Annotated in this window: 19 protein-coding genes; 10 read left to right on the forward strand and 9 right to left on the reverse strand. The window is 68.9% G+C overall.

Translation table 11 applies throughout. From position 1 onward, the window contains the following. Positions 1 to 5: 5 nt before the first annotated feature. Both QTI68_RS20105 and QTI68_RS20110 read right to left on the reverse strand, forming a co-directional pair. Positions 6 to 539 (reverse strand): TlpA family protein disulfide reductase, encoded by a 534-nt coding sequence (locus tag QTI68_RS20105; protein WP_286523827.1) that lies wholly within the window; start codon positions 537 to 539, stop codon positions 6 to 8. Beyond that, entirely contained in the window at positions 536 to 1,135 is a 600-nt protein-coding gene (locus QTI68_RS20110; protein WP_286504613.1) for a hypothetical protein, read from the reverse strand. Before QTI68_RS20110 ends, QTI68_RS20105 begins: the two co-directional genes overlap by 4 nt. 67 nt (positions 1,136 to 1,202) lie before the next feature. On the opposite strand from QTI68_RS20110, the gene mpl reads away from it, so the two are divergent. Both mpl and QTI68_RS20120 read left to right on the forward strand, forming a co-directional pair. Next, positions 1,203 to 2,606 (forward strand): UDP-N-acetylmuramate:L-alanyl-gamma-D-glutamyl-meso-diaminopimelate ligase, encoded by a 1,404-nt coding sequence (gene mpl / locus QTI68_RS20115; RefSeq protein ID WP_286523828.1) that lies wholly within the window; start codon positions 1,203 to 1,205, stop codon positions 2,604 to 2,606. Between the two features lie 7 nt (positions 2,607 to 2,613). Then, positions 2,614 to 3,114 carry a cupin domain-containing protein gene (locus QTI68_RS20120; protein ID WP_286523830.1) on the forward strand — a complete coding sequence of 167 codons (501 nt, stop codon included), beginning with the start codon at positions 2,614 to 2,616 and terminating at the stop codon, positions 3,112 to 3,114. Between the two features lie 24 nt (positions 3,115 to 3,138). Here the strand turns inward: QTI68_RS20120 and QTI68_RS20125 are convergent, their stop codons facing one another. The 3 genes from QTI68_RS20125 to rodA form a co-directional block, all read right to left on the reverse strand. Continuing rightward, a complete protein-coding gene (locus QTI68_RS20125; protein WP_286523832.1) occupies positions 3,139 to 4,257 on the reverse strand; it encodes a 3-deoxy-7-phosphoheptulonate synthase in 1,119 nt (372 codons plus the stop codon). A gap of 200 nt (positions 4,258 to 4,457) precedes the next feature. Then, entirely contained in the window at positions 4,458 to 5,918 is a 1,461-nt protein-coding gene (gene tldD / locus QTI68_RS20130) for a metalloprotease TldD (protein ID WP_286523833.1), read from the reverse strand. Between the two features lie 34 nt (positions 5,919 to 5,952). Further along, positions 5,953 to 7,107 carry a rod shape-determining protein RodA gene (gene rodA / locus QTI68_RS20135; RefSeq protein ID WP_286523834.1) on the reverse strand — a complete coding sequence of 385 codons (1,155 nt, stop codon included), beginning with the start codon at positions 7,105 to 7,107 and terminating at the stop codon, positions 5,953 to 5,955. 80 nt (positions 7,108 to 7,187) lie between these two features. Here rodA and QTI68_RS20140 point away from each other — a divergent pair, with 80 nt between their 5' ends. The 8 genes from QTI68_RS20140 to ruvC are packed head-to-tail and all read left to right on the forward strand — an operon-like array spanning position 7,188 to position 14,767. Next, on the forward strand, positions 7,188 to 7,778 hold the full coding sequence (locus QTI68_RS20140) for a YqiA/YcfP family alpha/beta fold hydrolase (protein WP_286523835.1): 591 nt from the start codon (positions 7,188 to 7,190) through the stop codon (positions 7,776 to 7,778). A 36-nt stretch (positions 7,779 to 7,814) separates the two neighbouring features. After that, complete coding sequence (locus QTI68_RS20145; RefSeq protein ID WP_286523837.1) at positions 7,815 to 9,872, forward strand: ribonuclease catalytic domain-containing protein; 2,058 nt, start codon at positions 7,815 to 7,817, stop codon at positions 9,870 to 9,872. After that, on the forward strand, positions 9,869 to 10,726 hold the full coding sequence (locus QTI68_RS20150) for an energy transducer TonB (RefSeq protein ID WP_286523840.1): 858 nt from the start codon (positions 9,869 to 9,871) through the stop codon (positions 10,724 to 10,726). The genes QTI68_RS20145 and QTI68_RS20150 overlap by 4 nt, the downstream gene beginning before the upstream one ends. 10 nt (positions 10,727 to 10,736) lie before the next feature. Continuing rightward, on the forward strand, positions 10,737 to 11,582 hold the full coding sequence (gene aroE / locus QTI68_RS20155; RefSeq protein ID WP_286523842.1) for a shikimate dehydrogenase: 846 nt from the start codon (positions 10,737 to 10,739) through the stop codon (positions 11,580 to 11,582). Then, the gene (locus tag QTI68_RS20160) at positions 11,579 to 12,328 is read left to right on the forward strand and encodes a transglycosylase domain-containing protein (protein ID WP_286523845.1); all 750 of its coding nucleotides are present in this window, start codon (positions 11,579 to 11,581) and stop codon (positions 12,326 to 12,328) included. Before aroE ends, QTI68_RS20160 begins: the two co-directional genes overlap by 4 nt. Positions 12,329 to 12,356: 28 nt before the next feature. Continuing rightward, the gene (locus tag QTI68_RS20165; RefSeq protein WP_286523969.1) at positions 12,357 to 13,148 is read left to right on the forward strand and encodes a lysophospholipid acyltransferase family protein; all 792 of its coding nucleotides are present in this window, start codon (positions 12,357 to 12,359) and stop codon (positions 13,146 to 13,148) included. Then, a complete protein-coding gene (locus QTI68_RS20170; RefSeq protein ID WP_286523847.1) occupies positions 13,149 to 14,213 on the forward strand; it encodes a phosphatidate cytidylyltransferase in 1,065 nt (354 codons plus the stop codon). 5 nt (positions 14,214 to 14,218) lie between these two features. Continuing rightward, complete coding sequence (ruvC, locus tag QTI68_RS20175) at positions 14,219 to 14,767, forward strand: crossover junction endodeoxyribonuclease RuvC (RefSeq protein ID WP_286504601.1); 549 nt, start codon at positions 14,219 to 14,221, stop codon at positions 14,765 to 14,767. Between the two features lie 84 nt (positions 14,768 to 14,851). Here ruvC and QTI68_RS20180 read toward each other — a convergent pair whose 3' ends face one another. The 4 genes from QTI68_RS20180 to ftsA all read right to left on the reverse strand — a co-directional run bounded on the left by QTI68_RS20180 (position 14,852) and on the right by ftsA (position 18,643). After that, a complete protein-coding gene (locus QTI68_RS20180) occupies positions 14,852 to 15,028 on the reverse strand; it encodes a hypothetical protein (RefSeq protein ID WP_286504600.1) in 177 nt (58 codons plus the stop codon). A 13-nt stretch (positions 15,029 to 15,041) separates the two neighbouring features. Further along, positions 15,042 to 15,965: a UDP-3-O-acyl-N-acetylglucosamine deacetylase gene (lpxC, locus tag QTI68_RS20185; protein ID WP_286523848.1), complete on the reverse strand. Its 924-nt coding sequence runs from the start codon at positions 15,963 to 15,965 to the stop codon at positions 15,042 to 15,044. A gap of 80 nt (positions 15,966 to 16,045) precedes the next feature. Continuing rightward, positions 16,046 to 17,251, reverse strand: a complete 1,206-nt coding sequence (gene ftsZ, locus QTI68_RS20190; protein WP_286523849.1) for a cell division protein FtsZ — start codon at positions 17,249 to 17,251, stop codon at positions 16,046 to 16,048. A gap of 162 nt (positions 17,252 to 17,413) precedes the next feature. Continuing rightward, on the reverse strand, positions 17,414 to 18,643 hold the full coding sequence (gene ftsA, locus QTI68_RS20195; RefSeq protein ID WP_286368870.1) for a cell division protein FtsA: 1,230 nt from the start codon (positions 18,641 to 18,643) through the stop codon (positions 17,414 to 17,416). Positions 18,644 to 18,648: the final 5 nt, after the last annotated feature.

An 18,648-nucleotide genomic window follows, 5' to 3' on the forward strand; every position in this document is an offset into this window, starting at 1 on the left:
GCGAACTAGGCCCGTCGCCATGCCTGAAGGTCGCCGGCGTCGAGCTTTCCCATTTTACGCGCCGCGATCGAACCGCCGGCATCGATCACGAGGGTGAACGGCAGGCCGCCCGCCGTGTTGCCCATCTGCTTGACCAGTTCGGTGCCCTGCAGCCCAGCCAGTCCGATCGGGTAGCTGACCGGCGTCTTGGCGAGGAACTTGCGTACCGCACTGGGCTGGTCGATGGCCAAGCCGACCACTTGCCAGCCGTTGGCGGCATTTTCGCGAAAGAAGGCGTCGATCATTGGCATTTCCTCGACGCAGGGCGGGCACCAGGTGGCCCAGAAATTAACCACCAGCGGCTTGCCGCGGAGACTGTCGAACACCACCTCGCCGCCCTCGGGCCGCTCGAAACGCTGGGCCCAGAAAGCCGCGTCGAGCCTCTCGCCGCCGCCCGCGCCACGGCGCTGGGTCCACCAGGCGCCGCCGGCCCCGGCGGCCGCGGCGACCAGCGCCACGCCCCCATAGAGCCAGCCTCGGCGCGTCGGGCTCGAAGTCATCCGTTGTCCTTTTCTTTTTCCATCAGCCGCCGCAGCGCCGCCAGGTTGCCGCGCGGCACCCTGCCCTGGGTGTCGGGCTTCAGCGCCCCGCGCAGGTCGTCCAGGTCGTAGACCAGCAGGTGGACGCCGATCTCCTCGCCCAGCGCGCGGCTGGCGGCATGCACGCTGAGCGCCTCGACCTGCTCGCCGTGGAAGCCGGTGACCATCCGCGGCTCGTAGTCGACGTGATGATCGATCAACGCGATCTCGGCCGACTTGGAGTCGTCGCAGAACAGCTGGATATAGATGTCCGACAGCCGCGTCGCGGTGCCGTGCCAGACGGCGCCGCCGACATGCGGACGGAACTGCGCCATGCGCTCCATCCATTCGAGCGCCAGCAGGCGCAGCGCATGCAGTTCCTGCGGCTGGGTGTCGGCGCAGTAGAGCTGGATGTAGTCGCGGACCTCGGCCTCGACTTCGTCGTTGTTCGGCAGCGCGGTGCGCGCGGGCAACCCGAGATCGCGCACCGCCCGGCGCTTGGCGGGTCCGTATTCGAGCCCCTCCTCGACCACGAGGCGGGCCGCGGTGGCGGCAATTTCCTGCTTCGACGTGTCCATCGGTCCATTTTGCCCGGACTGCGCGGCTTGCATGCGGATGGCCCTTGCGCATCCCTAGAATCGACTGATGCACATTCACATTCTCGGCATCTGCGGCACCTTCATGGGAGGGGTGGCGGCACTTGCGCGCGAAGCCGGCCACCGGGTGACCGGCTGCGACGCCGGCGTCTATCCGCCGATGAGCGACCAATTGCGCTCGCTCGGCATCGAGCTGATCGAGGGTTTCGGCGCCGACCAGCTGGCGCTCAGGCCGGACGTCTTCGTGGTCGGCAACGTGGTCTCCCGCGCCCGGCTGGCGGATGGCAGCCCCAAGTTCCCGCTGATGGAGGCCATCCTCGACGCCGGCGCGCCCTACACCAGCGGCCCCCAGTGGCTGGCCGAGCAGGTGCTGCAGGGACGCCACGTGATGGCGGTCGCCGGCACCCACGGCAAGACCACCACCACCTCGATGCTGGCCTGGATCCTCGAGCGCGCCGGCCGGGCGCCAGGCTTCCTGGTCGGCGGCGTGCCGCTCGACTTCGGCGTCTCGGCCCGGCTGGGCGCCGATGCGGCGGCCCCCTTCGTCATAGAAGCGGACGAATACGACACAGCGTTCTTCGACAAGCGCAGCAAGTTCGTCCACTACCGCCCCCGCACCGCGATCCTGAACAACCTGGAGTTCGACCACGCCGACATCTTCGACGACCTGGCGGCGATCGAGCGGCAATTCCACCATCTGGTGCGCACGGTCCCGGGCCAGGGGCGGGTGGTGGTCAACGCCACCGAGGACAGCCTGCAGCGGGTGCTGGCCCAGGGCTGCTGGAGCGAGCTCGCGCGCTTCGGCGCCGGCGGCGAATGGCAGGCCGCGGGCCCGCACGACGCCTTCGACGTGCTGCGCGGCGGCGAGCGGGTCGGGCGGGTCGAATGGGCGCTGTCGGGTCTGCACAACCAGATGAACGGGCTGGCGGCGATCGTCGCCGCCGAGCATGTCGGCGTCGCACCGGCAGAGGCCGCCGCGGCGCTGGCGAGCTTCCGGAACGTGCGGCGGCGCATGGAACTGCGCGGCAGCGTGGAGCGCGCCACGGGGTCGATCACGGTCTACGACGACTTCGCCCACCATCCGACCGCGATCCGCACCACGCTCGACGGCCTGCGCCAGAAGCTCGATGCCGCCGGGCGCGGCCAGGACCGCATCCTCGCGGTGTTCGAGCCCCGCAGCAACACGATGAAGCTCGGCACCATGGCGGCCCAGCTGCCCTGGAGCCTGGAGGCCGCCGAGCTGTCGTTCTGCCACAGCGGCGGCCTCGACTGGGATGCGGGCGCGGCCCTGGCACCGATGGGCGCGCGGGCCCGGGTGGCGAATGCCATCGAGCCGCTGGTCGCGCAAGTCGCGGCGGCGGCGCAACCCGGAGACCACATCGTCTGCATGAGCAACGGCGGCTTCGGCGGCGTGCACGACAAGCTGCTGTCGGCGCTGCGCGCGCCACAATGAGCGACTTATGCGTGCCCGCCAACTGATCGAGACCCTGCAGCTGCAGCCCCACCCCGAGGGCGGCTGGTACCGCGAGATGTTCCGCTCGGCGGCGCAGGTGCTGCCGGCCGACGGCCGGGCGGCGCGTGATGCGCTGACCACCATCTACTTCCTGCTCGAAGCCGACCAGCATTCGCGCTGGCACCGGGTGCAGTCCGACGAGGTCTGGATCCATCTCGAAGGCGCGCCACTGGCACTGTGGACCAGCGACGCGGCGCTGCGCACGCCGCCCGCCCACCTGCGGCTCGGCCCGGTCGACGTCCACGGCACCCGGCCCCAGCACACCGTGCCGGCCGGCCAGTGGCAGGCGGCGCGGCCGATCGTCGGGCCGGCGGGACCCGACTACACGCTGGTGAGCTGCACCGTCGGACCGGGCTTCGACTTCGACGATTTCGCCTTCATGCAGCCCGACGGCGACGAGGCCGCGCTGCTGCGCCACCACTGGCCGGACCTGGCGGCGCTGATCTGAGCCAGACCGGCGCCGGGCCGCCCTTCACTTCCGGCGCTTCTTGACCGCCTGCGAGAGGATCTCCAGCACCTGGGTCGAATCGTCCCAGCCCAGGCAGGCATCCGTGATGCTCTGGCCGTATTCGAGCGCATCGATCGGGTCCTTGCCGGGCGTGAACTTCTGCGCCCCGGCCTTCAGGTGGCTCTCGACCATCAGGCCGAACACGCTGTGGCTGCCGCCCGCGACCTGGTCCGCGATATCGCGCGCGACCTCGATCTGCTTCTGATGCTGCTTGCTGCTGTTGGCGTGGCTGCAGTCGACCATCAGCTTGGGCGGCAGCTTGGCGGCCTCGAGGTCCTTGCAGGCCGCCGCGACGCTTGTGGCGTCGTAGTTGGGTGCCTTGCCGCCGCGCAGGATGACGTGGCAATCGCGGTTGCCGTTGGTCTGGACGATCGCAACCTGGCCGTTCTTGTGCACCGACAGGAAGTGATGGCCGCGCGCCGCCGCCTGGATCGCATCGGTGGCGATGCGGATGTTGCCGTCGGTGCCGTTCTTGAAGCCGATCGGCGCCGACAGGCCCGAGGCCAGTTCGCGGTGCACCTGGCTCTCGGTGGTGCGGGCACCGATCGCGCCCCAGGAGATCAGGTCGCCGATATATTGCGGCGAGATCACGTCCAGGAATTCGCTGCCGGCCGGCAGGCCCAGGCGGTTGATGTCGATCAGCAGCTGGCGCGCGATCCGAAGGCCCTCGTCGATGCGGAAGCTCTCGTCGAGGTAGGGGTCGTTGATGAGCCCCTTCCAGCCGACCGTGGTGCGCGGCTTCTCGAAGTAGACCCGCATCACGATCTCCAGCGTGCCGGCGTACTTCTCGCGCTCGGCCTTCAGGCGGCGCGCGTAGTCGAGCGCGGCGGCCGGGTCGTGGATCGAGCACGGGCCCATGATCACCAGCAGGCGGTCGTCCTTGCCAGCCATGATCTTGTGGATCGCATGGCGGGTGCGGGTGATCAGCGATTCGACCGGCGTCCCGGCGATCGGGAAGAAGCGGATCAGATGTTCGGGGGGAGGCAACACAGTGATGTCCTTGATGCGTTCGTCGTCGGTCCGGCTGGTTTTTTCGACGTTCGCGTACCAGGTGTCGCTGGGCGGGGCGGCTTTCGTGCTCATGTGTGCTTCCTTGGAGGGTCAGGTTTCGTGAGGCAATAAAAAAACCGCCGGGGCTTTGGGCACCGGCGGTTTTGGGAGGGTTCTGCTGTCTGCTGCTTTTACGCGCGCGCCTCTCGTCCGCCGGGAACCGGGAACCAAAAGAAGGCAAAGTAATAAGCGCGAGCTGCGGACATGGGGAAAGACTTTAGCACAGGTCGGGCTCAGGCGGTACCACCGACAGTGAGGCCGTCGATCCGCAGGGTAGGCTGGCCGACGCCCACCGGCACGCTCTGGCCTTCCTTGCCGCAGGTGCCGACACCCGAATCGAGCGCCATGTCGTTGCCGATCATGGTCACGCGCGTCAGCGCGTCAGGGCCGTTGCCGACGATGGTCGCGCCCTTGACCGGGTACTGGATCTTGCCGTTCTCGACCCAGTAGGCCTCGCTGGCCGAGAACACGAACTTGCCGCTCGTGATGTCGACCTGGCCTCCGCCGAAATTGGTGGCGTAGAGGCCCTTCTTGATGCTGGCGACGATTTCTTCCGGCACCCGCTTGCCGCCCAGCATGTAGGTGTTGGTCATGCGCGGCATCGGCGCGTGGGCGTAGCTCTCGCGGCGGCCGTTGCCCGTGGGCTTGGCCTTCATGAGGCGGGCGTTGAGCGAATCCTGGATGTAGGCCTTGAGGATGCCGTCCTCGATCAGCACGTTGCGCTGGGTCGCGTTGCCCTCGTCGTCGACATTGAGCGAGCCGCGGCGGTCGGCGATGGTGCCGTCGTCGAGCACGGTCACGCCCTTGGCCGCGACGCGCTCGCCGATGCGGCCCGAGAACGCGCTCGAACCCTTGCGGTTGAAGTCGCCCTCGAGCCCGTGGCCGATGGCCTCGTGCAGCAGGATGCCGGGCCAGCCCGGGCCGAGCACGACGGTCATCTCGCCGGCCGGCGCCGGCCGCGAATCGAGATTGGTGAGCGCCGACTTGACGGCCTGGTCGACGTATTCGGCGATGTGCGCGTCGTCGAAGTAGGCCAGGCCGAAGCGGCCGCCGCCGCCGCCCGAGCCGACTTCCCGGCGGCCGTTCTGCTCGGCGATCACGGTGACCGACAGCCGCACCAGCGGCCGGACGTCGGCCGCCAGGGTGCCGTCGGCGCGCGCCACCAGCACCACGTCGTATTCGCTCGCCAGGCCGGCCATGACCTGTGCCACCCGCGGGTCGCGCGAGCGCGCCAGCTGCTCGACCTTCTCGAGCAGCTTGACCTTGGCCGTGCTGTCCAGGGTCGAGATCGGGTCGATGCCGTTGTAGAGCGAGCGGCTGCCGGCGATCTTGCGTGCCGGCGCCTTGACCCGCGCGGTCTTGCCGGCGGAGGAGATGCTGCGCACGGTGCGCGCGGCATCGAGCAGCGAGGCCTCGGAGATGTCGTCCGAATAGGCGAAGGCGGTTTTTTCGCCGCTGACCGCGCGCACGCCGACGCCCTGGTCGATGCTGAAGCTGCCGGTCTTGACGATGCCCTCTTCGAGGCTCCAGCCTTCGCTGCGCGTGTACTGGAAGTAGAGATCGGCGTCGTCCACCTTGTGCGCGGTGATTTCGGCGAGCGCACGCGACAGGTGCGATTCGTCGAGACCGAAGGGCGTGAGCAGGAGGTTCTGCGCCGTGGCGAGGCGCTCGATGGTGGGTTCGCGGGAGATCATCAAGGCATTCTAGGAGCGGAATGCCAGAAGGACGTCAGCTCTGGATCAATCGCTTGGCGCGCGAGATGGACATCAGGATGCCCAGCCCCAGCCCCAGGGTGACCATCGCGGTGCCGCCATAGCTGATGAAGGGCAGCGGCACCCCCACCACCGGCAGGATGCCGCTCACCATGCCCATGTTCACGAAGGCGTAGGTGAAGAAGATCATGGTGACCGCGCCGGCCAGCAGACGGGAGAACAGGGTCGGCGCGTCGAGCGCGATCGCCAGGCCGCGGAAGATCAGGAAGATGAAGGCGGCGATCAGCGCCAGGTTGCCGGCCAGGCCGAATTCCTCGGAGTAGGCGGCGAAGATGAAGTCGGTGGTGCGCTCGGGGATGAACTCGAGGTGGGTCTGGGTGCCCTGCATGAAGCCCTTGCCGCCGACGCCGCCGGAGCCGATGGCGATCATGCCCTGGATGATGTGGAAGCCCTTGCCGAGCGGGTCCTTGGTCGGGTCGAGCAGCGTGCAGACGCGCTGCTTCTGGTAGTCGTGCAGGATCTTCCAGTCGAAACCGTTGGCGCACAGCTGGGACTCGAAGCCGACGATCAGCGCCACCACGACCAGGCCGATCACCACCGGCGGCAAGATCAGCTTCCAGGACAGGCCGGCGAAGAAGATCACGGACAGCCCCGTGGCCAGCACCAGCAGCGCGGTGCCGAGGTCGGGCTGCTTCATGATCAGGCCGACCGGCACCGCCAGCAGCAGCGTGGCGACGATGAAGTCGAGCGGCCGCAGCTGCCCCTCGCGGCGCTGGAACCACCAGGACAGCATCAGCGGCATCGCGATCTTGAGGATCTCGCTGGGCTGGATCACGACGCCGACATTGATCCAGCGCTGGGCGCCCTTCTTGGTGATGCCGAACAGCGCCACCGCCACCAGCAGCGCCACGCCGAGGGTGTAGATCGGAACGGCGGCGACCATGAGCCGCTGCGGCGGCACCTGGGCCACCACGAACATGATGAAGGCGGCCAGCAGCATGTTGCGGCCATGGTCGACGAAGCGGGTGCCATGGTCGTAGCCGGACGAATACATGGTCAGCATGCCGGCACAGCCCAGCAGCAGCACGGCAAAGGCGAGGAAGCCGTCGAAGCCCTGGAACACGGGCAACAGGCGCCGCGCGAGCGAAGGTTGGTTGAAGACGGCCGACATGGGGTCGGGATTATCGCCGCCCGAAGCCCCTCGGATGGGCCCCAGGGCCATTTCCGGCCCCGGTTCCGGATAATCGCGGCATGCCGCCCACCACCCACCTGCTCTATCTCCACGGCTTCCGCTCCTCGCCCCGGTCGACCAAGGCCAGCCAGATGGCGCAGCGCGTGGCCAAACTGCACCCGAACCTGCACTGGTGGTGCCCCCAGCTGCCGCCCTCGCCGCGCGAGGCGGTCGCGCTCGTGATGCAGGGCATCGCCGGCTGGCCGCGCAGTTCGATGGCGGTGGTGGGCTCGTCGCTCGGCGGTTTCTACGCCACATATGTAACAGCCACCACCTATTGCCGGGCGGTGCTGCTCAATCCGGCGGTCGACCCGGCGCGCGACCTGGTGCGTCACATCGGCGACCAGACGCTCTGGCACGACCCGTCCGAGCATTTTCATTTCCGCCCCGAATACATTGCCGAGCTGCGCGCGCTCCAGGTCGGGCCGCTGGACCGGCCGGAGCAGGTCTTCGCGGTCATCGCCAAGGGCGACGAAGTGCTCGACTGGCGCGACATGTCGGACCGCTACCCGGGCAGCCGGATCAAGCTCCTCGAAAGCGGCGACCACGCGCTGTCGGACTTCGAGGCCCAGCACCTGGACGAGGTTCTGGCCTTCATCGACCCTGTCTGAGCGGCCTGCGCCGCTGCGCATGGGAGAATCCGCGCCATGTTTGTATTGTTCGAAGAAGCCGGCAAATACCTGGGCGGCCGCGTCCTGTCGGAGGCCGAAGCCTCGGCCCAGGTCGAGCTCGAGACCGGCAAGCGGGTCAAGGTCAAGAGCGCCAATATCGTGCTGCGCTTCGAGAAACCGGCGCCGGCCGAGCTGATCGCCGAGGGCCGCGCGCTCGCCGCCACGGTCGACCTCGACCTCGCCTGGGAATTCGCGCCCGAGGGCGAATTCGGCTTCGACGAGCTGGCCACCGAGTATTTCCAGGCCCGTCCGACGCTGGTCCAGCAGGCCGCGGCGCTGCTGGCGCTGTTCGACGCCCCGCACTACTTCCGCCGTGCCGGCAAGGGCCGCTTCAAGAAGGCGCCGGCCGAGATCATCCAGCAGGCGCTGGCCGCGATCGAGAAGAAGAAGCTGGTGCAGGCCCAGATCGCCGAATGGGCCGATCAGCTGGCCGCGGGCGTCTGCCCGGCGCCGGTGCGCGAGCAGCTGTTCAAGATCCTGTTCAAGCCGGACAAGAACGCGCCCGAATACAAGGCGGTCGTCGACGCCGCCCGCGCCACCCAGCGCCCGCCGCTCGAACTGCTGAAGCAGGCCGGCGCGATCGCCTCCGCCTACCAGTTCCACTGGCGCCGCTTCCTGTTCGAGAACTTCCCGAAAGGCACGGGCTTCCCGGCGCTGCAGGCGCCGGCGATCGCCGACGCGCTGCCGCTGGCCGCGGTGCAGGCCTTCTCGATCGACGATTCGCAGACCACCGAGATCGACGACGCCCTGTCGGTCCAGGGGCTCGGCAGCGGCACCGTGGTGGTCGGCATCCACATCGCGGCGCCCGGGCTGGCCCTGGTGCCGGGCAGCGCCATCGACCAGGTGGCGCGCGCGCGCATGTCGACGGTCTACATGCCGGGCCACAAGATCACGATGCTGCCCGACCACGTGGTCGAGGCCTACACGCTGCAGGAAGGGCGCGACTGCCCGGCCGTCTCGCTCTACGCGACCTTCGACGAGGCGACGCTGGCGCTGCAGGGCACCGAGACCCGGCTCGAGCGGGTGCCGATCGTCGCCAACCTGCGCCACGACCAGCTCGACACGGTGATCAACCAAGAATGGCTGGAAGACGCTTCCGTCGGCGCGGCAGAGACGCCGGCGACGTTGGCGCCGCTGCGCGCGCCGCTGTCCTTCCTGTTCCGCCTGGCGAAGCAGCTGAAGGCACAGCGCGAGGTGGTGCGCGGCAAGCCCGAGAACTTCAGCCGGCCCGACTACACCTTCCGCCTGCTCGGCAACGAGGGCGAGCCGACCGGCGACGAGCAGGTGCGGATCGGCACCCGCCAGCGCGGCGCGCCGCTCGACCTGATCGTGTCCGAGGCGATGATCCTGGCCAACAGCAGCTGGGGCGGATGGCTCGGCGAGCTCGGCGTGCCCGGCCTCTACCGCAGCCAGGCCAGCCTGGCGCCCGGCATCAAGGTGCGCATGGGCACGCGGGCCCTGCCGCACGCGGGTCTCGGCGTGAAGAGCTACGCCTGGAGCACCTCGCCGCTGCGCCGCTACACCGACCTCGTGAACCAGTGGCAGATCATCGCGGCGGCGCGCCACGGCAAGACCGCCGCGCTGGCGGCGCCGTTCAAGCCCAAGGACGCCGACCTGTTCTCGATCCTCTCGGGCTTCGATGCCGCCTACAGCACCTACAACGGCCACCAGGGCGGCATGGAACGCTTCTGGACCCTCAAGTACCTGAAGCAGGAAGGCATCACCGAGCTCGAGGCCACCCTCATCAAGGAACTGCCGAACGGCGCCCTGGCCCGGGCCGACCAGCTGCCGCTGGTGTTCGAGGTGACCGGCACGCAAGGCCTGCAGCGCGGCGCGCGGGTGCGCGTTCGGCTCGGCGAGATCGACGAGATCGCGCTCGACGTCCACGGCACGGTCATCGAACGGCTCGATGCCGCGCCGGCCGATGCGGCCGCGGACGACAGCGGCGAGGACGAGGAAGAAGTCGCCGGGCCGATCGCCATCGCGGTCGACCTCGCCGACAGCGAGGCCGCTCCGGAGAACGCACCGGCATGAACCTGCGCGACCTCAGCACGCTGCAGATCGCGCTCGGCCTGTCGGTCGCCGCGCATGCCGCCTTGCTGGCGGTCCGCTTCGTCGACCCGGAGTCCTTCAACCGGGTCTTCCAGGAAACGCCGCTCGAGGTGATCCTGGTCAACGCCCGGACCAACGAGCGGCCCGACAAGGCCCGCGCGATCGCCCAGGCCTCGCTGGCCGGCGGCGGCGACCTCGACCGCGGTCGTGCCACCAGCCCGCTGCCGCCCTCCACCTTCACCGCCATCGGCGATTCGATGGAAGACGCCCAGCGCCAGGTCGAGGCCATGCAGCAGCAGCAGATGCTGCTGCTGGCCCAGATCAAGCAGCAGCTGGCCAGCATGCCGTTGCCCGATCCGCGCGCCAAGGGCAACCCGAGCGAGAGCGCGGCACGCGAAGAAAAACGTCGCCAGCTGGTCGAGCTGCTGGCCGAGATCGAGCGCCGCGTCAACGAAGAGAACGCGCGGCCCAAGAAGCGCTACATCAGCCCGGCCACGCGCGAGGCGGCCTACGCGGCCTATGTCGACGCGCTGCGCCGCAAGATCGAGGTGCGCGGCACCGAGAACTTCCCCGAATCGGGGGGCAAGAAGCTCTACGGCGAGCTGACGATGATGGTGACCGTCAACCACGACGGTTCGATCCTCGCGACCGACATCGTCGAGGGCTCGGGCGACCGCACCCTCGACCGCCGCGCCCAGGCGATCGTTCGCAGCATCGGCAGCTTCGGCAAGTTCACCGATGCGATGCGGCGCCAGACCGACCAGATCGTGCTGCCGTCGCGCTTCAAGTTCACCCGCGACGAGACGCTGGAGACCCAGCTCTCGTCCAGACAATGAGCGAGCCACGATGACCGACCTGTATTGCGTGATGGGCCACCCGGTCGAACACAGCCGCTCGCCCTGGATCCATGCCCGCTTCGCCGAGCTGACCGGACAGCAGCTGGAGTACGGCCGCCGCCTCGCGCCGCTGGACGACTTCGCCGGCGCGGTGGCGGCGTTCCGCGCCCAGACCACGGGCACGGCGCGCGGCTGCAACGTGACGGTGCCGTTCAAGTTCGAGGCCGCGGCGCTGTCGCAGCACCTGACGCCGCGCGCGGCACTGGCCCAGGCGGTCAACGTGCTGAGCTTCCGCGACGACGGCGTGCACGGCGACAACAGCGACGGCATCGGGCTGGTCAATGACATCCGGGTCCACGCGGGCGTCGCGCTGGCGGACAGCGAGCTGCTGCTGCTGGGCGCAGGCGGCGGCAGCGCGGGCGTGCTGGGGCCGCTGCTCGAAGCCGGACCCCGCCGGGTCGTGGTGGCGAACCGCACCCTGTCCAAGGCGATCGCCCTGGTGCAGCGGCATGCGGCGCTGGCCTTGCAGCATGGGGTCGCGCTCGAGGCGCAGGCGCTCGACAGCGTGCCGGGCCGCTTCGACGTGCTGGTGAACGCGACCGCTTCGAGCCTCTCCGGCGGCCAGGTGCCGGTGCCGGCCAGCGTGCTGAAGCCCGGAGCGCTGGCGGTCGACATGATGTACGGCGCGGCCGCGGCGGGCTTCATGGACTGGGCCCGCGCCCACGGCGCGGTGCCGCGCGACGGCCTCGGCATGCTGGTGGAGCAGGCCGCCGAGGCCTTCGAGATCTGGCGCGGCGTGCGGCCGCCGACCGCCCCGGTGCTGGCCGAGCTGCGCGCCCTCGTCGAGGCCAAGTGATCGCCGCCCTGCGCTGGCTCGGCTGCGTGCTGATCGCGGCCTTCGCGCTGCAGCTCTTCTTCATCCTCCGGATCGCCGCGATGGCGGCCATCGATCCGCAGTCGACGACTTTCCAGCGCTCCGAGGCCTGGCAACTCGCCACCCAGGGGCGCAGCAACGGCGAACGCGACTGGCGCCAGCAGTGGATGCCCTACAGCCGCATCTCGGACAGCCTCAAGCGCGCCGTGATCGCCAGCGAGGACAGCGAGTTCATCTACCACCAGGGCGTGGAGTGGGAAGCCATCGAGCGGGCCCGGCAACGCAATGCCAAGGCCGAGGAGATCGCCGCCAGGCGCGCCGCCCAGATGCGGGCGCGCGGCAAGGAACCGCGCCCGGCGCCATTGCGCGGCGGCTCGACCATCACGCAGCAGCTGGCCAAGAACCTGCTGCTGTCGAGCGAGCGCACGATGCTGCGCAAAGGGCAGGAACTGGTGCTGGCCACCGCGCTCGAGACCTTTCTGAGCAAGGAGCGGATCCTCGAGATCTACCTCAACAACGTCGAATGGGGCGAAGGCATCTTCGGTGCCGAGGCGGCGGCGCAGCACTACTTCAAGAAGCCCGCGGCACGCCTCGGCGTCAACGAGGCGGCCCGGCTGGCCGTGATGCTGCCGAGCCCGAAGTTCTTCGAGCGCCGGCAGGGATCGGGCTATCTCGCGAGCCGCACGGCGACGATCGCTGCGCGCATGCCGGCGGCCGAATTGCCCTGAGAGCTGCCCCGTATCATCGGGACCCATGTTGCTTGCAAAGTTCACGGGGTGGGGATTGCTGGGCCTGATCCGGCTGCTCACCGGCGCCCAGGCGCGCTGGTGGGGCTGCCCGCCCAAGGCCGAGCAGCGCATCTACTTCGCCAACCACCAGAGCCATCTCGACCTCGTGATGATCTGGGCTGCCCTGCCCGAGGAACTGCGCGGCATCACGCGGCCGATCGCGGCGCGCGACTATTGGGCCAACACGCCCTTCAAGCGCTGGATCACGACCGAGGTGTTCCACGCGATCTATGTCGAGCGCGGCGGCGGCGCGCCGGTGGTGCCGCCGGCACCGCCCGAGCCACCGCCCGCGGTCCGTATCGAACCTTCGCTCGACGAGGCGCCCGCCGCATTCGCCGCGGCCGAGCCCGCCGGCGCGCAGTTCGAGATTCCGCTGTCGCAGCCGGCGCCCGAACCGGAGCCTTCGCCGCTCGCGCCGCCGGGCAGCGCCGAAGCACTGGCGCCGCTGCAGCCGCTGATCGAAGCGCTGCAGGGCGGCTACTCGATCATCATCTTTCCCGAGGGCACGCGCGGCCACACGGGTGAGCCGCAGAAATTCAAGTCGGGGCTGTTCACGCTGGCCCAGATGTTCCCCGAGGTCGTGCTGGTGCCGGCCTGGATCGACAACGTGCAGCGCGTGATGCCCAAGGGCGAGGTGGTGCCGGTGCCGATCCTGTGTTCGGTCACCTTCGGCGCGCCGATCAAGCTCGAGGTGGCCGAGGAACGCCGGCCCTTTCTCGACCGGGCGCGCGAGGCCGTGGTGGCGCTGCGGAACGTCTAGATGAACAACTACCTGCGCAGCCTTTCCCCGACGCACCAGGTCGCGGCCCTGTTCGTCATTGTCTTCGGGCTGCTGTTCATCGTCAGTACCGTCGCCTTCCTGCTGAGCTTCAGGGAGCGCCGCAACCCGGTCCACGACGAGATCTGGCAGCGCGAGCTGCGGCATTTCCGCGCGCTGCTGAGCACCACCTGGTTCATGGTGGTGGTGTTCTGGGTCGGCTGGGCCCTGGGCGAACGGGTGGCGACCCTGCTGTTCGCACTGATCGCCTTCCTGGCGCTGCGCGAGTTCATCACGCTCTCGCCGACCCGGCGCGGCGACCATCGCAGCCTGATCCTGGCCTTCTTCGTGGTGCTGCCGATCCAGTTCTGGCTGGTGGCGACCGCCCACTTCGACCTCTTCACGGTGTTCATCCCGGTCTACGTGTTCCTTGCCATCCCGGTCGTGAGCGCGCTGGCCGACGACCCGAGCCACTTCCTCGAGCGCAACGCCAAGCTGCAATGGGGCATCATGGTCTGCGTCTACGGCATGAGCCACGTGCCGGCCCTGCTGCTGCTGTCCTTTCCGGGCTACGAGGGCAAGAGCGCCTTCCTGGTCTTCTTCCTGGTGATCGTGGTCCAGAGCTGCATGCTGGTGCAGCACCTGGTGTCGCGGCGCAAGGCGATGCCGGACGAGGGCGCGCCGGCACCCGAGCGCCTGCCTGGCCTGCTGGGCGCGATCCGGCATCGGCTGTTCATGCAGCCGCCCTTCGCCCCGAACGTCAGCCGCAGCTTCAACTGGACCAGCTGGGCGCTCGGCATGGCGATCGCGGGCGTGGTCGGCGGCCTGTTCTCCTTCATCACGCCGTTCAAGTTCGGCCAGGCCTTCGCGATGTCGCTGATCGCCTGCGTGGCCGGCTCGATGGGCCATCTCGTGATGAAGGCGCTCAAGCGCGATCGCGGCATTCCGAACTGGGGCCGGCGCGGCGTCGGCGTGACCGGCGCCAACGGCCTGCTCGACCGGGTCGATGCGCTGTGCTTCGCGGCGCCCGTTTTCTTCCACGCCGTGCGCTGGTACTTCCAGGTCTGAAGCCCATGCGCATCCTCGGCATCGACCCCGGACTGCAGACCACCGGCTTCGGCGTGGTCGACGTCGACGGCCACGCGCTGCGCTACGTCGCCAGCGGCACCATCAGCACCCGCCACCTCGGCACCGGCGAGCTGCCGGCGCGGCTGAAGGTGCTGTTCGACGGCATCGGCGAACTGGCGGCGCGCTACCAGCCCGACGCGGCCGCGGTCGAGATCATCTTCGTCAACGTCAATCCGCAGTCCACGCTGCTGCTCGGCCAGGCCCGCGGCGCCTGCCTCACGGCCCTGGTGACGCGCGATCTCGCGGTGTCGGAATACACGGCACTGCAGATGAAGCAGGCCGTGGCGGGCCACGGGCGGGCCGCCAAGGCGCAGGTCCAGGAGATGGTCAAGCGGCTGCTTCATCTGCCGGGGCTGCCAGGCAGCGATGCGGCCGACGCGCTCGGCATCGCGATCACGCATGCCCACGTGGGCGCGTCGCTGGCGCGGCTCGGGCAGGCAACCGTCCTGGGGCGCAGCACCAGCGGGCGTTATCGGGACGGCCGGACGCGCTGAGATCTAATCAGTTGAGGACAGAGCAAAAACTGCTGCGCAGTTTCTTGGTCTGTCCCGCAAGGTCTCAGGAAGTCCCGCAAGGTCTCAGAAGGCCCGCTCGGCGATCAGCACCGCAAAGAAGCCGAAGGCCGCCAGCAGCGTCCACTTGAGCACTATCCAGCCGAAGCGCCGGTACTTGAGCTGCCCGGTGCCGGCGTAGAACGCGAACGAGACGCCGGCCGCCAGCAGCAGCAGCAGGATGGCCCAGCGGAACAGCAGCATCGGCGGCGCTGCGCTACCAGGCGCGCGCGACTTCGGCGAAGCCGGCCGGGGCCCGCTTCTCGTCGTCGAAGGTCACGACCTCGTAGGCCTCCGGATGGGCGAGCAACTCGCGCAGCAGCTTGTTGTTGAGCGCATGGCCGGAGCGAAAGGCGCTGTAGGCGGCCAGCAGGGGCCGCCCGATGACATACAGGTCACCCATCGCGTCGAGGATCTTGTGCTTGACGAATTCGTCGTCGTAGCGCAACCCGCCGGCATTGAGCACCTTGGTGTCGTCCATCACGATCGCGTTGTCGAGCCCGCCGCCGAGCGCCAGGCCCTTGGAGCGCATGTACTCGACTTCCTTGGTGAAACCGAAGGTGCGCGCGCGTGCGATGTCGCGGCTGTAGGAGCCGCTGCCGAGGTCGAACTCGACCCGCTGGCCGGTCGAGTTGACCACCCGGTGGTCGAAGTCGATCTCGAAACTGAGCTTGTAGCCGTGGTAGGGCTCGAGCCGCGCCCACTTGGCATCCGCGCCCTCGCCTTCGCGCACCTCGACCGGCTTGTTCACCCGGATGAAGCGCCGCGGCGCCGCCTGCGGCTGGATGCCCGCGCTCTGCAGCAGGAAGACGAAGGACGATGCCGAACCGTCGAGGATCGGCACCTCGTCGGCCGTGATGTCGATCAGCAGGTTGTCGATGCCGAGGCCGGCGCAGGCCGACATCAGGTGCTCGACGGTCTGGACCTTGGCGCCGCCCGCCGAGACGGTCGACGCCAGCCGGGTGTCGGTCACCGATTCGGCCGTCATCGCGATCTCGACCGGCTCCGGCAGGTCGACCCGGCGGAAGACGATGCCGTGGTCGACCGGTGCGGGCCGCAAGGTGAGCTCGACCCGCTGGCCGCTGTGCAGCCCCACGCCAACGGCGCGGGTGATCGACTTGAGGGTTCGTTGGGACAGCACGGAGGGCATTTTAGAGGCGCGTGCCGTCCGCAGCGCCGCACGCCTCGCTATGTCCCCGATAGCCGTCACCCCGGCACGCCTCAGTCGGCCTGGCGGCGCAGGAACGCCGGGATCTCGAAGTCGTCCATGCCGCCCGACGACAGCGCATCGACCTTGGCCGCGGCCATGGTGCGGTTGGTGCGCCACACGCTGGGCACCGCCATGCCGTCGTAGTTCGGCTGGCTGGCAGCGTGGCCGGTGCCGGTGCCGAGGGTCGGCACGGTGAACGCGATGTTGTCGGTGCCGGTGCGGATCACTTCGAGCGTCGGTGCCTGGCGGCGTGCATCCTGGCGCGACAGGCCGGTGGCCACCACGGTGACGCGCATCTCGTCGCCGAGGGCGTCGTCGTAGGCGGCGCCGTAGATCACGTGCGCGTCCGGCGATGCGTAGGCGCGGATGGTGTTCATCGCGAGCTTCGATTCGCTCAGCTTGAGCGAAGACTTCGAGGCCGTCACCAGCACCAGCACGCCCTTGGCGCCCGACAGGTCGATGCCTTCGAGCAGCGGGCAGGCCACGGCCTGCTCGGCGGCGATGCGGGCGCGGTCCGGGCCGCTGGCCGCAGCCGTGCCCATCATCGCCTTGCCGGGTTCGCCCATCACGGTGCGGACGTCTTCGAAGTCGACGTTGACGCCGCCGTATTCGTTGATGATCTCCGAGATGCCGCCGACCGCGTTCTTCAGCACGTCGTTGGCATGCGCGAAGGCCTCGTCCTGCGTCACGTCCTCGCCGAGCACGTCGAGCAGCTTCTCGTTGAGCACCACGATCAGCGAGTCGACGTTGGCCTCGAGCTCGGCCAGGCCCTGGTCGGCATTGGTCATCCGGCGGCCGCCTTCCCAGTCGAAGGGCTTGGTCACCACGCCCACCGTGAGGATGCCCATCTCCTTGGCGATGCGCGCGATCACGGGCGCCGCGCCGGTGCCCGTGCCGCCGCCCATGCCGGCCGTGATGAACAGCATGTGCGCGCCGGCGATCGATTCGCGGATGTCGTCGATCGCGGCCTCGGCGGCGTCGCGGCCCTTCTCGGGCTTGCTGCCGGCGCCCAGGCCATTGGTACCGAGCTGGATCGTCTTGTGGGCGTTGCTGCGCGACAGCGCCTGGGCATCGGTGTTGGCGCAGACGAACTGCACCCCTTGCACGCCGCGCTCCATCATGTGGGCGACCGCGTTGCCGCCGCCGCCGCCGACGCCGATCACCTTGATCTGGGTGCCCTGGTTGAACTCTTCGATCTCGATCATTTCGATAGCCATTTTTCTGACTCCTTGAATTTGCAGTTGCCGTTTATTGATGAATGAATTTGTTGTGGGTATGCAGTTGAGCGCTGTCAGGGCGGAGGTCCGGTTCGCCGCCATCGCTCGTTGAAATGCAGCGGGGGACTGCCCCGCGCCAGCCAGAGACGGTGGGGGTTCATGTCAGAAGTTCCCCACGATGAAGTCCTTGAAGCGCCCGAACGCGGTCTTGACCGAGCCGTTCTTCTGCGCCACCTTGAAGCCGCGCAGGCGCGCATAGCGGGCCTCCTCGAGCAGGCCCATGACGGTGGCGGCGCGCGGCTGCGCGACCATGTCCGACAGCGCGCTCGAATACTTCGGAATGCCGCGCCGCACCGGCTTCAGGAAGATGTCCTCGCCGAGCTCGACCATGCCCGGCATCACGGCGCTGCCGCCGGTCAGCACCACGCCCGAGGACAGCACTTCCTCGTAGCCCGACTCGCGCACCACCTGCTGCACCAGCGAGAAGATCTCCTCGATCCGCGGTTCGATCACGCCGGCCAGCGCCTGCTTGCTCAGCATGCGCGGGCCGCGGTCGCCCAGGCCCGGCACCTCGACCTGGGTGTCGGGGTCGGCCAGCAGCTGCTTGGCATAGCCGTTCTCGACCTTGATGTCCTCGGCGTCCTTGGTCGGCGTGCGCAGCGCCATCGCGATGTCGCTGGTGATCAGGTCGCCGGCGATCGGGATCACGGCCGTGTGGCGGATCGCGCCGTTGGTGAAGATCGCGACGTCAGTGGTGCCGGCGCCGATGTCGACCAGCACCACGCCGAGTTCGCGCTCGTCCTCGGTCAGCACCGCCAGGCTGGAGGCCAGCGGGTTCAGCATCAGCTGGTCGACCTCGAGGCCGCAGCGGCGCACGCACTTGATGATGTTCTCGGCCGCGCTCTGGGCGCCGGTCACGATGTGCACCTTGGCCTCCAGCCGCATGCCGCTCATGCCGATCGGCTCCTTGACGTCCTGGCCGTCGATCACGAACTCCTGCGGCTCGACCAGCAGCAGGCGCTGGTCGCTCGAGATGTTGATCGCGCGCGCGGTCTCGACCACGCGGGCGACGTCGGCCGGCGTGACTTCCTTGTCCTTCACCGCCACCATGCCGCTCGAATTGATGCCGCGGATGTGGCTGCCGGTGATCCCGGTGTAGACCCGGCTGATCTTGCAGTCGGCCATCAGCTCGGCCTCCTTGAGGGCCTGCTGGATGCTCTGCACGGTGGCGTCGATGTTGACCACCACCCCGCGCTTGAGCCCGTTGCTCGGCGCGATGCCGAGCCCGGCCAGCTTGAGCTCGCCGTTGGGCAGCACCTCGGCGACCACCGCCATCACCTTGGCGGTGCCGATGTCGAGGCCGACAACGAGATCTTTGTACTCTTTGGACATGTGCT

Origin of the sequence: Variovorax sp. J31P207 (assembly GCF_030316965.1) — a bacterium.
Classification (GTDB): domain Bacteria; phylum Pseudomonadota; class Gammaproteobacteria; order Burkholderiales; family Burkholderiaceae_C; genus Variovorax; species Variovorax ginsengisoli_B.